This window comes from Lactobacillus equicursoris DSM 19284 = JCM 14600 = CIP 110162, from assembly GCF_001434815.1.
GTDB classification, from domain to species: Bacteria; Bacillota; Bacilli; order Lactobacillales; family Lactobacillaceae; genus Lactobacillus; species Lactobacillus equicursoris.
In genome coordinates this window covers 27845-44104 of the sequence record NZ_AZDU01000002.1, presented here as the reverse complement: position 1 = coordinate 44104, position 16260 = coordinate 27845, and the positions used below count along the sequence as shown (strand labels likewise).

Here is a 16260-nt window from a genome sequence, read left to right as displayed (position 1 = left end):
AATAAGATAAAAAGCAATAATTTAAAGGAGATAAAGATAATGTCAAAAGTTATTGGGATTGACTTAGGTACTACCAACTCTGCTGTGGCAGTTTTGGAAGGCAAGGAACCAAAGATCATTACTAACCCAGAAGGTGCTAGAACTACTCCATCAGTAGTTGCCTTCAAGGATGGCGAAATCCAAGTTGGGGAAGTGGCAAAGCGTCAAGCTATCACTAACCCAAACACCATCGTGTCCATCAAGCGGCACATGGGCGAAAGTGACTACAAGGTTAAGGTTGGCGACAAGGCTTACACCCCACAAGAAATCTCAGCCATGATCTTGCAATACATCAAGAAGTTCTCAGAAGACTACTTGGGTGAACCAGTTACCGACGCCGTAATCACGGTTCCAGCCTACTTCAACGACGCCCAACGTCAAGCTACTAAGGATGCTGGTAAGATTGCTGGCTTGAACGTGCAAAGAATCATCAACGAACCAACTGCTTCAGCTTTGGCATACGGTTTGGACAAAGACGACGATGACGAAAAGGTTTTGGTATACGACCTTGGCGGTGGTACTTTCGACGTTTCCGTTTTGCAATTGGGCGACGGCGTCTTCCAAGTTCTGTCAACCAACGGTGACACTCACCTGGGCGGGGACGACTTTGACAACAAGATCATCGACTGGCTGGTAGCCGGCTTTAAGGATGAAAACGGCGTTGACTTGTCCAAGGACAAGATGGCAATGCAACGTTTGAAGGACGCCGCTGAAAAGGCTAAGAAGGACTTGTCAGGCGTTTCTTCAACTCATGTTTCACTTCCATTCATTTCCGCTGGTGAAGCAGGTCCACTGCACCTGGAAGCAGATTTGACTAGAGCCAAGTTCAACGAATTAACTGATGACCTGGTTCAAAGAACCAAGATCCCATTTGACAACGCCTTGCGTGACGCCGGTCTTAGCGTAAATGACATCGACAAGGTGATCTTAAACGGTGGTTCTACTCGGATTCCAGCCGTTCAAGAAGCCGTTAAGCAATGGGCCGGCAAGGAACCTGACCACTCCATCAACCCAGACGAAGCCGTTGCCTTAGGTGCAGCTATCCAAGGCGGGGTTATCTCCGGTGACGTGAAGGACATCGTTTTGCTGGACGTTACTCCACTTTCCCTTGGGATTGAAACCATGGGCGGCGTCTTCACTAAGTTGATCGACAGAAACACTACTATCCCAACTTCTAAGAGCCAAATCTTCTCAACTGCTGCTGACAACCAACCAGCCGTTGACATCCACGTTTTGCAAGGTGAACGGCCAATGGCTGCCGATAACAAGACTTTAGGCCGTTTTGAATTGACTGATATTCCTGCTGCCCCACGTGGCGTGCCACAAATTCAAGTTACCTTCGACATCGACAAGAACGGTATCGTTAACGTTTCAGCTAAGGACATGGGCACTGGCAAGGAACAAAAGATCACCATTCAATCAGCATCTGGCTTGTCAGATGAAGAAATCGAAAGAATGAAGAAGGAAGCCGAAGAACACGCTGACGAAGACGCAAAGAAGAAGGAAGAAGTCGACCTTAGAAACGAAGTTGACAGCTTGATCTTCCAAACCGAAAAGACTTTGAAGGAAGTTGACGGCAAGCTTTCAGACGCTGACGTTAAGCCAGTTAAGGATGCCCTAGAAGACCTGAAGAAAGCTCAAAAGGACAATAACTTGGACGACATGAAGGCTAAGAAGGACGTTCTGAGCAAGGCCGCTCAAGACCTGGCTGTTAAGCTCTACCAACAAAATGCTCAAAACGGCCAAGGTCAAGCCGGCCAAGCTGGTCCTAACCCAAACGGGGATGCCGGCAATAACGGCTCAAATGGCGACACGGTAGATGGCGACTTTACCAAGGTAGACCCAAACAAGTAAAGCGGCTATAATAAAACAAAAGGAGAAGAACTGCGAGACGTAGTTCTTTTCTTTTGTTAGTAATAAGGAGCATTTATTAGATGGCAGCAAATCGGGATTATTATGACGTCTTAGGCGTGAGCCGGGATGCCAGCGATGCAGAAATCAGCAAGGCATACCGGAAATTAGCTAAAAAGTACCACCCAGACCTTAACCACGAGCCAGGAGCAGAAGAAAAGTATAAAGAAGTCAACGAAGCTTACGAAGTCTTGCACGACCCGCAGAAAAAGCAGCAATATGACCAATTCGGCCAAGCGGGCATGAATGGTAATGGTCAAGGCTTCGGAGCCTCTGATTTTGGCGACTTTGGTGACATCTTTAACAGCTTCTTTGGCGGCGGCGCTCGCCAGCAGATGGACCCAACGGCTCCGCAAAGAGGGGCTGACCTGGACTACACCATGACCATTGACTTTATGGATGCCATCAAGGGCAAGACCAGTGACATTACCTACACGCGCTCTGCCACCTGTGAAAGCTGCGGGGGCAATGGGGCCGAAAAGGGTACTCACCCAATTACCTGTGACAAGTGCGGCGGCAGCGGCATGATGACCATTACTCAAAGAAGCATCTTGGGCATGGTTCAAAGACAAACCACCTGTGACAAGTGCGGCGGCTCTGGCGTAATCATCCAGCACCCATGTAAGACCTGCCACGGTAAGGGCGTCACTGACCAAAAGCAGACTCTGCAAGTCAAGATTCCAGCTGGGATCGACAATGGTCAGCAAATTCGCTTGGCTGGGCAAGGTGAAGCCGGCAAGAACGGTGGCCCTTACGGGGACCTTTACATCGTCTTTAGGGTTCGTCCAAGCAAGGACTTTACTAGACGCGGTCAAACGATCTATACGACGATTCCGATTTCTTTTGCCCAAGCAACCTTGGGAGATGAAATCAACGTTAAGACCGTTTATGGTGAAACGAAGTTAAAGATTCCGGCCGGGACTCAGCCTAACCAGAAGTTCACCTTAAAGGAAAAGGGCGTGCCAAGCCTGCGCGGCGGCGCAAACGGTGATCAGATCACGACGGTAGAAATCGTGATTCCGAAGAGCATCAATGAGGCACAAAGAAAGGCTCTCCTTGAATTTGTCAAGGCTAGCGGCGGCAACATTGCTCCGCAAGAAAAAGGCTTCTTTGAACGGCTCAAGGAAAAGTTAAGCTAAATATGCATTTTTGCCAGAGGTGACCAAATGGTCACCTCTTTTTAGTGGGTAAAGAAAGACAAAGACGCGTTTTTCAGGTATAATTGTTTAGTACTTTAGTAAGGATGCGATAAATTTATGGACTTAAAGAAATTAAAAGAATATCAAAAACACATCCGCAATTTTTCAATTGTGGCCCACGTTGACCACGGCAAATCCACGATTGCTGACCGGATTTTGGAATTAACGGACACCGTTTCAAAGAGACAATTAAAGAACCAGATGCTGGATGACATGCCTTTAGAGCGGCAAAGAGGGATCACCATCAAGATGAACTCGGTGCAGGTGAAATACCATGCCCAAGATGGGGAAGACTACATCTTCCACCTGATTGATACGCCAGGGCACGTCGACTTCTCTTATGAAGTTTCCCGCTCTCTAGCGGCCTGTGAAGGGGCCCTTTTAGTCGTTGACGCCTCTCAAGGCGTGCAGGCCCAGACCCTGTCTAACACCTACCTGGCCCTAGAAAACGATCTGGAAATCCTGCCAGTCTTAAACAAGATTGACCTGCCAAGTGCCGACCCCGACATGGCTAAAAGCGAAATCAGCGACATGCTGGGGCTGGACGCTAGCGATGCTGTCGAAGTTTCCGGCAAGACTGGCCAGGGGATCCCAGAGCTTCTAGAAAGAATCGTAACCGATATTCCGGCCCCAACTGGCGATTTGGAAGCACCGCTTAAGGCCCTCATCTTTGACTCCAAGTATGACGACTACCGCGGGGTAGTGATGTCAGTCCGGATCGAAGAAGGCATGGTCAAGCCAGGCGACGAGATTATGATCATGAACACCGGTAAAAAGTACGAGGTGACGGAAGTCGGCGTTTCCAGCCCTCACCCGGTCAAAGAAGACGTCTTGATCGCTGGTGACGTTGGCTATATTACCTCCAACATCAAGTCGGTCCGGGAAACCCGGGTCGGTGACACGATCACCTCGGCTGCTGACCCAACCAAGGAAGCCTTGCCAGGCTACCGGCAGATTCCGCCGATGGTTTATTCCGGGATGTACCCAACCGACAACCGGGATTATGATGACTTAAAAGAAGCTCTGCAAAAGCTGCAATTAAACGATGCATCCTTGGAATTTGAGCCAGAAACCTCTCAGGCCCTGGGCTTTGGCTTCCGCTGCGGCTTTTTGGGCCTGTTGCACATGGACGTTGTGCAAGAGCGTTTAGAGCAAGAATTTGACCTGGACTTGATCATGACGGCGCCATCGGTTGACTACCACGCCATCATGCCTGATGGTGACGTGAAGCTGATCGATAACCCGGCTGACCTGCCAGATGCCGGTGAATATAAGGAGCTGCAAGAGCCTTATGTGAAGGCTGAAATCATGGTGCCTAACGACTTTGTTGGTTCAGTCATGCAGCTGTGTGAAGGCAAGCGCGGGGAATTCCAAACCATGGACTACCTGGACAAGTACCGGGTAAACGTGATTTACGAAATGCCGCTTGCTGAAATTATCTACGACTTTTTTGACCAGCTGAAGTCTTCCACCAAGGGCTATGCATCTCTTGACTACGAAATCATCGGCTACCGGGCAACCAACCTGGTCAAGATCGACATCCTGTTAAACAAGGAACCAATCGATGCCTTGAGCTTCATCGCCCACAGAGAAGAAGCCCGCGACCGGGCGGTTCAGATGACCAGTCTTTTAAAGAAGCTGATCCCAAGACAAAACTTCCAAGTGGACATTCAAGGGGCTATTGGGTCTAAGATCATTTCTCGGGCTACCATCAAGCCATACCGGAAAGACGTTACTTGGAAGATCCACACCGGTGACCCAGACCGGCGGGCTAAGCTTTTGGAAAAGCAAAAGCGAGGCAAGAAGCGGATGAAGGCCGTCGGCCGGGTAGAAGTGCCGCAAGATGCCTTTATGGCCGTCTTGCGGATGAATGATGACGACATCAAGGGCAAGTAATGACTAAGAAGCAAAAACAAAAGAAAAAGACCGACAAGTCCGCAATCTTCCTGCGAATTGCCGCAACCATACTGTTGCTGGTTGGCCTGGCTCTGGTTTTTAACCGCCAGATCAGTGCTTTTTTCGTCAAGCAAAATCAAGCTAGTGCCTTAAATGGCTTGACGGCTGAGCAGATTGCTGACAACCAAAAGAAGAAGGGCATGTATGACTTCAGTAAGGTTAAGTCCTTGGGGATCAATGAAACCTTGAAAAGCCGGGTGAAAAATACGGCCGGGGCGATTGGCATTATTGCTATTCCGTCCGTTAACCTGAATTTGCCAATCATGCAGGGCTTGTCTAACGATGCCTTGTCAACGGGCGGCGGCACCATGCGGGCCGACCAGAAAATGGGCCAGGGCAACTATCCCTTGGCCGGCCACTACATGACCGATAAAGGTGCGCTTTTTTCACCGCTGGAGCGGGTACAAATTGGCGCCAAAGTCTACTTAACCGACTTAAAGAAGGTCTACACCTACCAGATCTACTACAAGAAGGTGGTAGACCCAACGGCGGTCTGGCTGGTGGAAAACACGAAGAAAAAGATTGTTACCTTGATTACCTGTGTTGATGGCGGGACCAACCGCTGGTCCTTACGGGGCAAGCTGATCAAGACCGCGAAGGCAAGTAAGCAAAACTTGGGGATGTTTAAGACTAAATGAAATGGCAAGAAAGAAAGGCTGCGCCTTTAGCAAGCGATCTAGCTGAAGAATTTCAACTTAGCCCGTTAACGGCTAAGTTGTTTTCTTTGCGCGGGATCAATACGGCTGAACAGCTCGAGTACTGGTTTAATGCAACAGAAGAGGATTTGGCTGATCCCTACCTGATGCACGACATGGATAAGGCCGTTGACCGGATCAATCAGGCCCTAGATAATGGGGAAAAAATCACCATCTACGGCGACTATGATGCTGACGGGATTACGGCAACTGCTATCATGACCGAAATGCTGTCGATCATGGGGGCAGACGTTCACTACTTTATTCCAGACCGCTTTAAAGACGGCTACGGGCCTAGCCTTGACCGCTACAAGGATATCGTGGCAGACGGGACCAATTTGATCATCACTGTCGACAACGGGGTCACCGGGATCGAAGAAGTGGCCTATGCCAAAGAGCATGGCGTAGACACGATCGTGACCGACCACCACACCTTTAAAGATCAGATGCCGGATGCCTACGCCATCGTCCACTGCAACTATCCAGGTCAGGATTATCCTTTTGATGACTATTGCGGGGCCGGGGTGGCTTATACCATTGCTCGGGCCGTTTTAGAAGATACAGCCAGCGAATTTTTGGAATTAGCCATGATCGGCACCATTGGCGACATGGTTAAGGTGTCAGGCGAAGGACATGTTTTGGTAAAAAGGGGCTTGGAGCTCTTAAACGAGACCAGCCGGCCAGGTCTGCGCGCCTTGATCAATAATGCCGGCCTGAATTTTGGCCAGATCAACGAAGAAGACGTGGGCTTTAACATTGCGCCGCGCCTGAACGCCTGCGGCCGTCTGGCAGACGCTTCTTTAGCGGTTAGACTGCTGTTAGCTGAAAGCCCAGGCGAAGCCCAAGAACTGGCTGACCAGGTGGAAAAGCTGAATACCGAAAGAAAAGACCTGACTCAGCAGACCATGGACCAGGCTGACGCCCAGATCAAACAAATGGGCTACCAAGATAAGCCGACCCTGACCCTTTATAACCCGTCTTGGCATGAAGGGGTTATGGGACTGGTAGCCAACAAGGTCGTTGAAAAATACCATAAGCCAACCTTGATGCTGACTAAAAATAAATCCGGGATCGTTAAGGGGTCTGGCCGCTCTGACGCCCGCTTCAACCTCTTTAATGCCTTGAAGCCCCTAGAAGGGCAGTCAATCGTCCAATTTGGCGGCCATGACTTTGCCTGCGGCCTGTCAACGACGGAAGACCAAGTAGCCCAGCTCCGGGCTGACTTTAATGCTAGCTTTGAAAAAGGGGAGATCAAGGAAGAAAAGGTTCAAGAGTACGACGGGAAGATTAATCCGCAAGACGTAAGCTTAGATGCGGTTAATAACCTGCAAGTCGCTGGGCCTTTTGGTCAAGACAATCCTGAGCCAGTCTTCCTCGTTGACCAGCCCAAGATTTCCAGCTTCCGTCCGATGCGGAAGGGGGCCAGCTTTAACGTGGGCTCGGTCCGGGCCGTGGACTTTGCCCATCCCTTGAGTGAGACGACGGTGCCTTTTATCAGTCAAATCCTGGTAAAACCGGTCATCAATACCTTTAAGGGCAGAAGCAATGTCCAGTTCCGAGTGATTGACCTGAAGTACGGTCCAAGCTTAGCAGCCTTTGCCCCGCACATTGTGGACTTAAGGGGGCAGGAGGGGCTGCTGGGCTTTGCGGACAAGTATCTGCTCTTTGATGAAAAGAATATCCCGCTGGCTAAAGAGCGTTTCGGTCTAGGCGATGGCCAGCTTGCCTTGGCTAAAAATGATGAGGACTTAAGTCAAGCTATCGTTTCTGTCTTAGACGTACCCGCCAATGCTGCCCAGCTCAACTATGTCTTGAAAAAGCCGTACCGGCAGCTCTTCTTGCGTTTCCAGCTGGACCGCTTGCCAGGGCAAAATCTCCCAAGCCGGATGAACTTTGGTCAGGTCTGGGAATACCTAGTTCAGCATCCAGGAGAAAAGCCGAATGATTATGTCAGAGCCAGTGCCAAAATAGGCCTTGATCCGGATACTCTCCTTTTCATCTTGAGGGTGTTTTTTACGCTGGATTTTGTTAAAATGGAAGAGGACAGATTGGTTCCAGAGCAAAGCCCTGCTAAGAAATCTCTTGAAGATTCGGCCTATTACCGGTCAGTGAAAGCAGAGTATGCTTTCGTCAATAAATTACGAACAATCTCTTCAAATGAATTGTTGCGCTATGCGGAAAGCCTAGTGAATGGAGGATTTTAAATGTCAATCGATTATAAGAAGTATATTGCCAGTGTCAAGGACTTCCCTAACGAAGGGATCATCTTTAGAGACATCACCCCAATCTTGCAAAATGGGGAAGTTTTTGCGGCTGCTACTCACGAAATCGCAGAATACGCTAAGAGCCGTCACGCTGACGTGATTGTTGGGCCAGAAGCACGTGGCTTTTTGGTAGGGACCCCAGTTGCCATTGAACTGGGCATCGGCTTTGTACCAGCCCGTAAGCCTCACAAGTTGCCAAGAGAAGTTGAAGCAGCCGCTTACGACCTGGAATACGGCTCAAATGTTTTGGAAATGCACAAGGATGCTATTAAGCCTGGCCAAAAGGTCGTAATTTGCGACGACTTGATGGCTACTGCCGGCACCTTGCACGCAACTAAGGAATTGATTGAGCGCCTTGGCGGGGAAGTCGTTGGTGCAGCCTTCTACATCGAATTGACTGACCTCAAGGGCCGGGAAAAGTTCCCAGATGTTGATATCTTCTCCCTGGTTCAATACGAAGGTGCTTAATTAATCAAGCAAGAAGAGAAAAATACTATGAAAAAAGCAGTAACCAGCTGGTTACTGCTTTTTGATGTGCTCAATATGTTCAGTCATGGCATCAATGATCTCAATGATGTCGGGGTCATTGATGGAATAATAGATAAAGTTGCCATCGCGTCTTTTCTGGACAAACTCAGCCTTGCTCAAAATCCCGAGCTGCTTGGAGACGACGGGCTGGGAGGCTTTTAGGTGGGTTACCAGGTCACCGACTGCGCTTTCTCCGTTTTGCCTTAAGTAGATCAAGATATGGATCCGTAGGCTGTTGCCTAGGATCTTAAAGAGGCGGGCAGCCTCCGCGATTAAGTAGTTGTGGTCCATCGTGTCCTCACTTCCAATCTTAGGTGTTAAATCTTAACTTAATTATAACGCAATTTCCGAAAAAAAATCTTGCATATATTCCGTTTTAGATATATACTACTAGTAAATAATATTCCAAAATAGATATATAGTTACACTTATCCTTAATCTGATTTAACTAAGAAAAAAGGAAATAAAAATCATGAATGCCAAATCTACCAAAAGCTACATGTGGGTGACCATCTTAAACGTCGCCGTGACGGCGGCCGAATTCGTGGGCGGCTTTTTATCCGGTTCTTTAGCCCTCTTGTCAGATGCAGTTCACAACTTAACCGATGTTGCCTCAATCGTTTTGGCATACATTGCTAATCTAATTGCCAAAAAGCACAAGAATGAGCACAAGACCTTTGGTTACAAGCGGGCCGAAACTTTAGCTGCCTACACCAACGGGGTCATCTTGATCTTGATCAGTGCCTACTTGTTTGCAGAAGCCATCCAGCGCTTTTCTAAGCCGGAGGTTATCAAGGGCAAGTTGATGTTTGCCATTTCCCTGGTTGGCTTAGCCGGTAACCTTTTTTCCATGCTGATCTTGATGCGGGGGGCTAAAAAGAGCTTAAACGCCCGGGCCCTCTTTTTAAACATGCTGTCTGACACCTTGTCCAGCGTAGCAGTTGTTGCCGGTTCACTGGTGATTACCTACTTTGGCTGGAAGCTGATTGACCCCATCTTGACCCTGGCAGCTTCTGTCATGCTCTTTAAAGAGGCAATTGAGGTCACCAAGGACTCTGCTGACGTTTTAATGGAGGCTAACCCTGATCTAGACTTAAAAGCCATTGAAGGAGCTGTTTTGTCCTTTAAGGAGGTCAAGAGACTGCACCATTTGCACGTTTGGCGCTACAGCGATGACACCATCATGCTGGATGCCCACCTGAACGTTGATCCCGACTTGTCGGCTCAACGCATTGAAGAACTGAGCCAAGAAATTGCGGACCGCTTAAAGACGGAATTTGGCATCAACCACGTAACTCTGCAAGCTGAATGCGGTCGGGGGATGGATGAAGACTTGATTTCTAGCGACAAGGAGAACTAAAATAAGGCCGAAAGGCCTTTTTTCTTTTGAAAATTAAGAAAATAAGCGCAAAATGAAAATCTTTTTAAAAACTGCTTGCAAAGACCTAAAAAGAGTATTATAGTTACTTCTATAAATTAGTGATTGAATTTTTTAGGAGGTAAGACCTATGGCTAAGAAAGATCTTGATTGGGCAAATATCGGCTTTGGCTATCACCAAACCGACAAGCGATACGTGGACTATTTCCACGACGGTGCTTGGGAAGGCGGCAAGCTGGTAAGCGATCCTAACGTTGTTTTAAATGAATGTGCTGAAACCCTGCAATACGCACAACAAGTCTTTGAAGGGATGAAGGCATATACCTGGAAGGATGGCTCAGTTGTTGTCTTCCGTCCAGACCAAAACGCTGAAAGAATGTACAACTCAGCAAAGAGAATCGAAATGGAACCTTATCCAAAGGACAAGTTCGTTGAAGCCATCGACCAAGTGGTTAAGGCTAACGTAGACTGGGTTCCACCATACGGTTCTGGTGCATCTCTTTACATCAGACCTTACGAAATCGGTACTACGCCAATCATCGGCGTTGCACCAGCGCAAGACTACATGTTTAGAATCTTTACCACTCCAGTTGGCCCATACTACAAGGGCGGGGCTACGCCAGTTGCCGTTCAAGTTGCGCAATATGACCGTGCCGCTCCTCGCGGGACTGGTCATGTAAAGGCCGCTTTGAACTACGCCATGAGCTTAAAGGCAACTGTGACTGCCCACCAAGCCGGCTTTGCTGAAAACATGTACCTGGACCCAGCTACTCAAACTTACATTGAAGAAACTGGCGGCTCAAACATTATCTTTATTGACCAAAACAACCACTTGGTTGTTCCTAAATCCAATTCAATTTTGCCATCAATCACTAGACGTTCTCTCGTATACTTGGCTGAAAACTACCTGAACTTGACTGTTGAAGAAAGAAAGGTTCGCTTCGACGAACTGCCTTCCTTCAAGGAATGTGCCTTAGTTGGTACGGCAGCCGTATTGTCACCAGTTGGCCGCGTAGTCAACGGCGATCAAGTCATCGACTTCCCATCCGGGATGGAAAAGCCAGGCAAGTACATGGAAGAACTGTACAACACCTTGACTGGTATCCAAAACGGGGAAATCGAAGGCCCTGCCGGCTGGATTCACCACGTATTGTAAATCTAGTTTTCCAATTTAGTTAGAAAAAGCAGACAAATTGTCTGCTTTTTCTTTTGCTAAAAATTGTTATAATGGTATTCAAAAGCTGTTCAGAATGAAAAGAGGGATTGGATCAACTACTTGGGAATAAATTCCCAGGTTTGCAACTAGCTAATCGTGGTACTAGCGAGTAAAGAAACTCTCCCACAACCAAAGGCTAAAAGTCTTTTACGCTGTTGCTTCTCAAACGTCAAAAGACGTTTCCGCATGTTGATAGGTACGGCGGTCTAGCATAATTTATACACTAGACTAATTTTTGATATGTTGGCTTATAATTACCGCTAACGTACATTGTTCCAAGATTTTGGATATTCATTGCGCCGATGCGGTCGTCATTTGACTTGTATCCACATTTATCACAAATGTACAAATGTAGATTGTGCTTACGGTTTTCCTTGTTAATACGTCCGCATTTTGGACAGCGCTGACTAGTACAGTAAGCGTCAACTTTAATCACTTCACTGTGATTGAGGTGAGCCTTGTAAGTCAATTTCTGTTCAAGGTCGTAGAAAGACCAGGAGCAATGCTCATATCGGTCTTCACGCTTGCGGTTATTAACGGTATCAAAGGTTATGTCAGTTAGATCTTCCAAAACAAACAACGAATCAGTTCCATATTTTTCAACGAGTGTCTTAGACAAACAATGATTATAATCGCTCATCCAGCGGTTCTCTCGCTGACCGATTTTGCGGATTCGTCTTTTAGAGGATTTGGTATTAGTCAGCTGTAAGTGACGTCTTAACTGCTTGTAATGGTTACGTTTTTTAGCAATCTGCTTACCGTTTTTGAATAAGGTTTTGCCTTTTTCATCATAGCAGGTCACGATTTGTCTTAAACCACGGTCGATTCCAATTACGTGACGAGTTTGATTAATATCGTAATCGTCAATTTCCCGGCTTGCGGAAATATGGAGATACCAGTGCTTACTGGATTTCAAAACCCTAGCACTACCAAATTGCCAATCTTGATATTTTTCAAAGCCTGACATTGAGATTTGACAAATAATCCGGCCATCAAGCGTATTAAGGCTAACTTGATTGTCGTTTTTAAACGACCAGTCACGATTTCTGACCAGCTCAAATTGCGGTCTAGAAAAAGTAATAGGTTTCCACAGCCAAGTTAAGTCGCGCTTGATTTTATAGCCTAGGCATTTGTACGGCTTTTGACTTAGCTGTGTGGCAACAGTCTTATAACGAGCAATTACAGTCCGTAAAACAGATTGTGCCATTTGAGACTTCAAGTCGAAGGTATCACGCAAGTCGTGATACAAGGCTTTGTTAAGCTTCGATTGACCAAGTTCAAAATTGTTGTTAAAAACATACTGCGACGCATAATTACAACCTTGTCTGTAAGCTTCCATCGTTTTCTTAAGCGATTCAGCTTCGCTTTGACTAGGATAAATGCGAGCTTTAATAGTTAGAGAAATTTCCATTTATTTAGCCTCCTTTCAACAGCTCGATTGTATCATGTTCCCTATTGAAAGTGAAAGCTAAAGCATTATAGAAAGGAGAAAGGCGTGCTCCTCCCTCGATTTAAATCGAAGGTTTCCGCACGCCAAACAATCAATGAAAAATCAATTTTGGAACCACTTCGATCGTAAATATGTCAAAGTCGCCCTGTACGCCCTAGGAACGGTTTTATTGGGGCTAGCCATCCTGCTATTATGCTACGAATCAACCGGCTTTTGGGTCCGGCTAGGCAAGATTTTAGGGGCCATCGCCACGCCGCTTATCTATGGCCTGGTTTTAACATACCTCTTGATGCCTTTGACTAATTTTTTGGATAAAAAATTGTCTAAAGGCAAGAGTCAAGGTGCAATTGCAACTGGGTCAAGATCACTGGCCGTTGCCTTGACCTTGCTGTCCTTGTTCTTGGTTTTTGTCTTAGCCTTCGTGGCCATCTATGTGACCTTCTCCAAGCAGCTGAGCAACATTAATGTAAAAAGCTTGGAAAATATCTACGCCCAGTTGCAAAGTCAGTACAGCTCCTTTATTAACGAAATCATGAATTACCTGAATAAGCAGGGCATGTCGACCAGCGGGTTGGTCAGCTACCTGCAGGCCAGCGTGGGCAAGGTTACCAGCTTCTTGAGCGACTTCTTCTTTGGGCTCATCTTTGCCATTTACTTCCTTTACGATGGCCACCGGATTGCTGGCTACTGGAAAAAGAATTTTGTAGCACTCTTTAGTCCGAAATTGGTTAAGGGCGTTAAGGTGTTTTTGGCAGACGCTGACAGTGCCTTTTCCGGCTACATCCGCGGGCAGATCATCGATGCCTTTATCGTGGGCGTCTTGGTCAGCTTAGCCATGCTGATTGCCAAGGTACCGTACGGCCTTTTAATCGGGATGGTAACGGGTGTCGGTAATTTGATCCCATATTTTGGGCCAATTTTAGGCTACGGGATGGTCATCTTGTCTTGTCTACTTAACCAGAATTGGACGGCCTTGATCGCTGGGATGATTATTTTGCTAGTGATTCAAGGGATCGACGGCAACTTGATCAACCCCAAGCTGCTCAGCAATGCCATCCACATTCATCCTCTCTACGTCATCGCCTGCGTCATCGCCGGCGGGGCCATGGGCGGCTTTGTCGGGATGTTGATTGCTGTTCCACTAGGTGCACTCTTAAAGACGGAATTTGAGCGGCTGGTTGCTTATAAAGAAAAATGTCTGCTAAGAATTCAAGTAGCAGCAATTGAAGAAGATACTAAGTCTTGATCTTCAAAATCAAAACAAAATCCTGCTAGTTTAGCTAGCAGGATTTTGTAATTTAAGAAAAAACGAATTAGAGATGATTGATTACTGGCTGGTAGACCAGGTCAATGAGGACAGCGCCAATGAGGGCAACCAGGAGCGTTAAAGCTAGCTCTTGCAGGTTAATTTGGGCCATGGCGATGCCGCAGATGGCCAAGAGACAGGTGAGGACGATATCGGAAATCTGCACGCTGGCAACTAATTTTGACGGAGTAGATTGCCAGAAGAACTTTTTCGTCCGGGTAATTAAGACAATCAGCATGGCACTGGCCACCATGAAGACATAGACCATGGTGGAAATGTGGTCGTGGCTGACGCCATACTTAGTTAAGCCGCTGACAAATAAAAAGGCAATGATGGTCCAGGCAAAGGCTAGGGAGAAGGCAATTTTGGCCAGTTTAGCCATGTTCCAGTTTTCTGGCTGGTAGCTGATATGGGTATTGTCGGTCCCGATCATCATCGTCACCATGTTGTTCATGATGGTGTAGATAACCATGGCGTTTAGAGCCATTGGCAGGTAGCCAAAGACCAGGTAGGCGATGGTCAAGAGCATGGTTAATTCTGCCGTTCTAGCCAGCTTGGTCAAAGACCAGGTGGTCATCCGCTCATAAACCCGGTGACCGGCGTCCAGGATCTTGACGATGGGGGAGAGGCCATCGTCTAAGAGCACCATCTTGGAGCTCTTTTTAGCCACGTCTGCGGCGTTTGAGACAGCAATGCCGACTTCGGCTTGTTTCAAGGCTGGAGAGTCATTAACCCCGTCCCCGGTCATGCCAACGATATAGCCGTGCTCTTGGAAGTGCTTGACCATGTCCAGCTTGTCTTCAGGCAAGACTTCGGCAATCCCGGCAATTTTCTGCGGATCAAGGTCTTTAGTGAAGTCACTGTAGGCAATGACCTGCCCCTCTAAGCCGACTTCGCTAGCAACGGCTTCCGCAGTTTTCTGGTTGTCCCCGGTCAGCATGATCGGCTGAATCCCTCGGCGGCGAATTTCTGCTAGTGCTGCTTTGGAATCAGGCCGGATTTGATCCTTGGTGATAAAAATTGCGGCTAACTGGTCGTTGACCAAAAGAGCAACAGAGCGGCCAGTCGTCAGGTCAATCTTTTTGGCCTTGTTCATTAAGTCTGGGTCGATTTGGCTGAGGATCTTAAGTGAACCAAGCTTGATATTTTGCCCATTTTTTTCAGCTTCGGAATAGCCCTTGCTGGAGGTAAAGGCAGTAAAGGCATCAGGCTCTGCTATCTGGATTTGCTGTTGCTTTAAATAGTCACCAAGAGCCTGGTCAATGATGGAAGAATTCCGTAAGTCTAGGGCTAGACCAGTTAAGGCTAGAACTGCTTCATCGCTTTCTTGAGAAAAATTGGTAAAAGAAGCAACAGCAGTTTTGTTTTCGGTAATGGTCCCGGTCTTGTCCAAAAGGAGCAGGTTCAAGTTAGCTGCGTCCTGGATCCCGGTCAAGTCACTGGTCAAGACGCCTTCTTTTGACAGGCGGGTGGCCTCAAAGGAGTTGGACAGGGCAAAGGTTGATGGCATGGCTACTGGAATAGAGGCAATGAACATCATGGCCAAGAAAGGTAGCATTTCCAGGATGTTTTCCCCGCGGATAACGGCTGCGAGCAGTAAGATCAGGGTCAAGCCCCCGCTTAAGAGGCAGAGGTAGTAGATAATTTTGGTCAAGAGCTGCTGCAAGTGGCCGGGGGCTGCGGAATTGTTGATCAGGTTGATGGTTTGCCCGCTTCTGGAATGGGTCCCCGTGGTCGTGACCGTAGCCAAGGCTTCGCCGTCTAGGACAGTCGTTCCGGCAAAGGCAGTTTCCTTTTCTGTCTTTTTAATGGCATCGGCCTCCCCGGTGATGGAGGATTCATCTAAGGTTAATTTGCCTTCTAGGATTTGGGCGTCGGCGGCTAAGATGTCCCCGCGCTTTAAGCTGACTAAGTCGCCAGGTACCAGGTACTTGGAGTCCAGCTTTTGCCAGCTGCCATCCCGGCAAACGGCGACCTGCGGGGTCAGTTCTTGGGAGATTTGACTGAGGACCTTGCGGGACTTCTTTTTCTGGCTAGCGCCATTATATGCCGCAAACAGCAGCATCAACAAGACAAAGCCAGACTGGATCCACTTGCCTAGCAGGCATTCCAGCAAGAGCGCAGCTTCTAGGATCCAGGCGCTGAGGTTCCAGAGCTTGCCGGCAAATTCCTTCCAGAAGCTAAAGGGCACTTCTGGCACCTGGTTTAAACCGTATTGGTCTAGCCGCTTTTGGGCTTCAGCTTGACTTAAGCCTGCTATTTTTTTATTCATGATAATACTTCCTCTCTGCTTTCATTGATATTTATCTTACACGTCT

12 protein-coding genes are annotated in these 16260 nt (G+C 47.7%); 9 read left to right on the top strand and 3 right to left on the bottom strand.

The genetic code is table 11. From position 1 onward, the window contains the following. The first annotated feature begins 39 nt into the window (after positions 1-39). From dnaK to FC20_RS00795, 6 genes are all read left to right on the top strand, one after another. Entirely contained in the window at positions 40-1893 is a 1854-nt protein-coding gene (gene dnaK / locus FC20_RS00820; protein ID WP_008459906.1) for a molecular chaperone DnaK, read from the top strand. Positions 1894-1973: 80 nt separating this feature from the next. After that, the gene (gene dnaJ, locus FC20_RS00815) at positions 1974-3089 is read left to right on the top strand and encodes a molecular chaperone DnaJ (RefSeq protein WP_008459907.1); all 1116 of its coding nucleotides are present in this window, start codon (positions 1974-1976) and stop codon (positions 3087-3089) included. 117 nt (positions 3090-3206) lie between these two features. Then, positions 3207-5045, top strand: a complete 1839-nt coding sequence (gene lepA / locus FC20_RS00810) for a translation elongation factor 4 (protein ID WP_008459908.1) — start codon at positions 3207-3209, stop codon at positions 5043-5045. Further along, on the top strand, positions 5045-5743 hold the full coding sequence (locus tag FC20_RS00805; RefSeq protein WP_008459911.1) for a class A sortase: 699 nt from the start codon (positions 5045-5047) through the stop codon (positions 5741-5743). The genes lepA and FC20_RS00805 overlap by 1 nt, the downstream gene beginning before the upstream one ends. Then, complete coding sequence (recJ, locus tag FC20_RS00800) at positions 5740-8004, top strand: single-stranded-DNA-specific exonuclease RecJ (protein WP_008459913.1); 2265 nt, start codon at positions 5740-5742, stop codon at positions 8002-8004. Before FC20_RS00805 ends, recJ begins: the two co-directional genes overlap by 4 nt. Continuing rightward, positions 8005-8532, top strand: coding sequence for an adenine phosphoribosyltransferase (locus tag FC20_RS00795; RefSeq protein WP_008459915.1), 528 nt, complete (start codon positions 8005-8007; stop codon positions 8530-8532). It begins immediately after the preceding gene. 51 nt (positions 8533-8583) lie between these two features. Here the strand turns inward: FC20_RS00795 and FC20_RS00790 are convergent, their stop codons facing one another. After that, positions 8584-8883: an ArsR/SmtB family transcription factor gene (locus tag FC20_RS00790; RefSeq protein ID WP_008459916.1), complete on the bottom strand. Its 300-nt coding sequence runs from the start codon at positions 8881-8883 to the stop codon at positions 8584-8586. A gap of 181 nt (positions 8884-9064) precedes the next feature. Here FC20_RS00790 and FC20_RS00785 point away from each other — a divergent pair, with 181 nt between their 5' ends. Beyond that, positions 9065-9952, top strand: a complete 888-nt coding sequence (locus FC20_RS00785) for a cation diffusion facilitator family transporter (RefSeq protein ID WP_008459918.1) — start codon at positions 9065-9067, stop codon at positions 9950-9952. Between the two features lie 148 nt (positions 9953-10100). Continuing rightward, positions 10101-11126 carry a branched-chain amino acid aminotransferase gene (locus tag FC20_RS00780; protein WP_009558156.1) on the top strand — a complete coding sequence of 342 codons (1026 nt, stop codon included), beginning with the start codon at positions 10101-10103 and terminating at the stop codon, positions 11124-11126. 283 nt (positions 11127-11409) lie between these two features. On the opposite strand, the gene FC20_RS00775 is transcribed toward FC20_RS00780, so the two are convergent. Beyond that, positions 11410-12597: an RNA-guided endonuclease TnpB family protein gene (locus FC20_RS00775; RefSeq protein WP_008459929.1), complete on the bottom strand. Its 1188-nt coding sequence runs from the start codon at positions 12595-12597 to the stop codon at positions 11410-11412. Positions 12598-12730: 133 nt separating this feature from the next. Here FC20_RS00775 and FC20_RS00770 point away from each other — a divergent pair, with 133 nt between their 5' ends. Then, the gene (locus FC20_RS00770; protein WP_008459932.1) at positions 12731-13882 is read left to right on the top strand and encodes an AI-2E family transporter; all 1152 of its coding nucleotides are present in this window, start codon (positions 12731-12733) and stop codon (positions 13880-13882) included. Positions 13883-13949: 67 nt separating this feature from the next. On the opposite strand, the gene FC20_RS00765 is transcribed toward FC20_RS00770, so the two are convergent. Further along, positions 13950-16214: an HAD-IC family P-type ATPase gene (locus FC20_RS00765; protein ID WP_008459935.1), complete on the bottom strand. Its 2265-nt coding sequence runs from the start codon at positions 16212-16214 to the stop codon at positions 13950-13952. Between the last annotated feature and the right edge of the window lie 46 nt (positions 16215-16260).

Excerpts from the sequence above, each read along its gene's own strand:
- lepA (WP_008459908.1), top strand. The coding sequence starts at position 3,207 with ATGGACTTAAAGAAATTAAAAGAATATCAAAAACACATCCGCAATTTT.
- FC20_RS00775 (WP_008459929.1), bottom strand. The coding sequence starts at position 12,597 with ATGGAAATTTCTCTAACTATTAAAGCTCGCATTTATCCTAGTCAAAGC.
- FC20_RS00765 (WP_008459935.1), bottom strand. The coding sequence starts at position 16,214 with ATGAATAAAAAAATAGCAGGCTTAAGTCAAGCTGAAGCCCAAAAGCGG.
- FC20_RS00805 (WP_008459911.1), top strand. The coding sequence starts at position 5,045 with ATGACTAAGAAGCAAAAACAAAAGAAAAAGACCGACAAGTCCGCAATC.
- FC20_RS00790 (WP_008459916.1), bottom strand. The coding sequence starts at position 8,883 with ATGGACCACAACTACTTAATCGCGGAGGCTGCCCGCCTCTTTAAGATC.
- FC20_RS00785 (WP_008459918.1), top strand. The coding sequence starts at position 9,065 with ATGAATGCCAAATCTACCAAAAGCTACATGTGGGTGACCATCTTAAAC.
- dnaJ (WP_008459907.1), top strand. The coding sequence starts at position 1,974 with ATGGCAGCAAATCGGGATTATTATGACGTCTTAGGCGTGAGCCGGGAT.
- FC20_RS00795 (WP_008459915.1), top strand. The coding sequence starts at position 8,005 with ATGTCAATCGATTATAAGAAGTATATTGCCAGTGTCAAGGACTTCCCT.
- dnaK (WP_008459906.1), top strand. The coding sequence starts at position 40 with ATGTCAAAAGTTATTGGGATTGACTTAGGTACTACCAACTCTGCTGTG.
- recJ (WP_008459913.1), top strand. The coding sequence starts at position 5,740 with ATGAAATGGCAAGAAAGAAAGGCTGCGCCTTTAGCAAGCGATCTAGCT.
- FC20_RS00780 (WP_009558156.1), top strand. The coding sequence starts at position 10,101 with ATGGCTAAGAAAGATCTTGATTGGGCAAATATCGGCTTTGGCTATCAC.
- FC20_RS00770 (WP_008459932.1), top strand. The coding sequence starts at position 12,731 with ATGAAAAATCAATTTTGGAACCACTTCGATCGTAAATATGTCAAAGTC.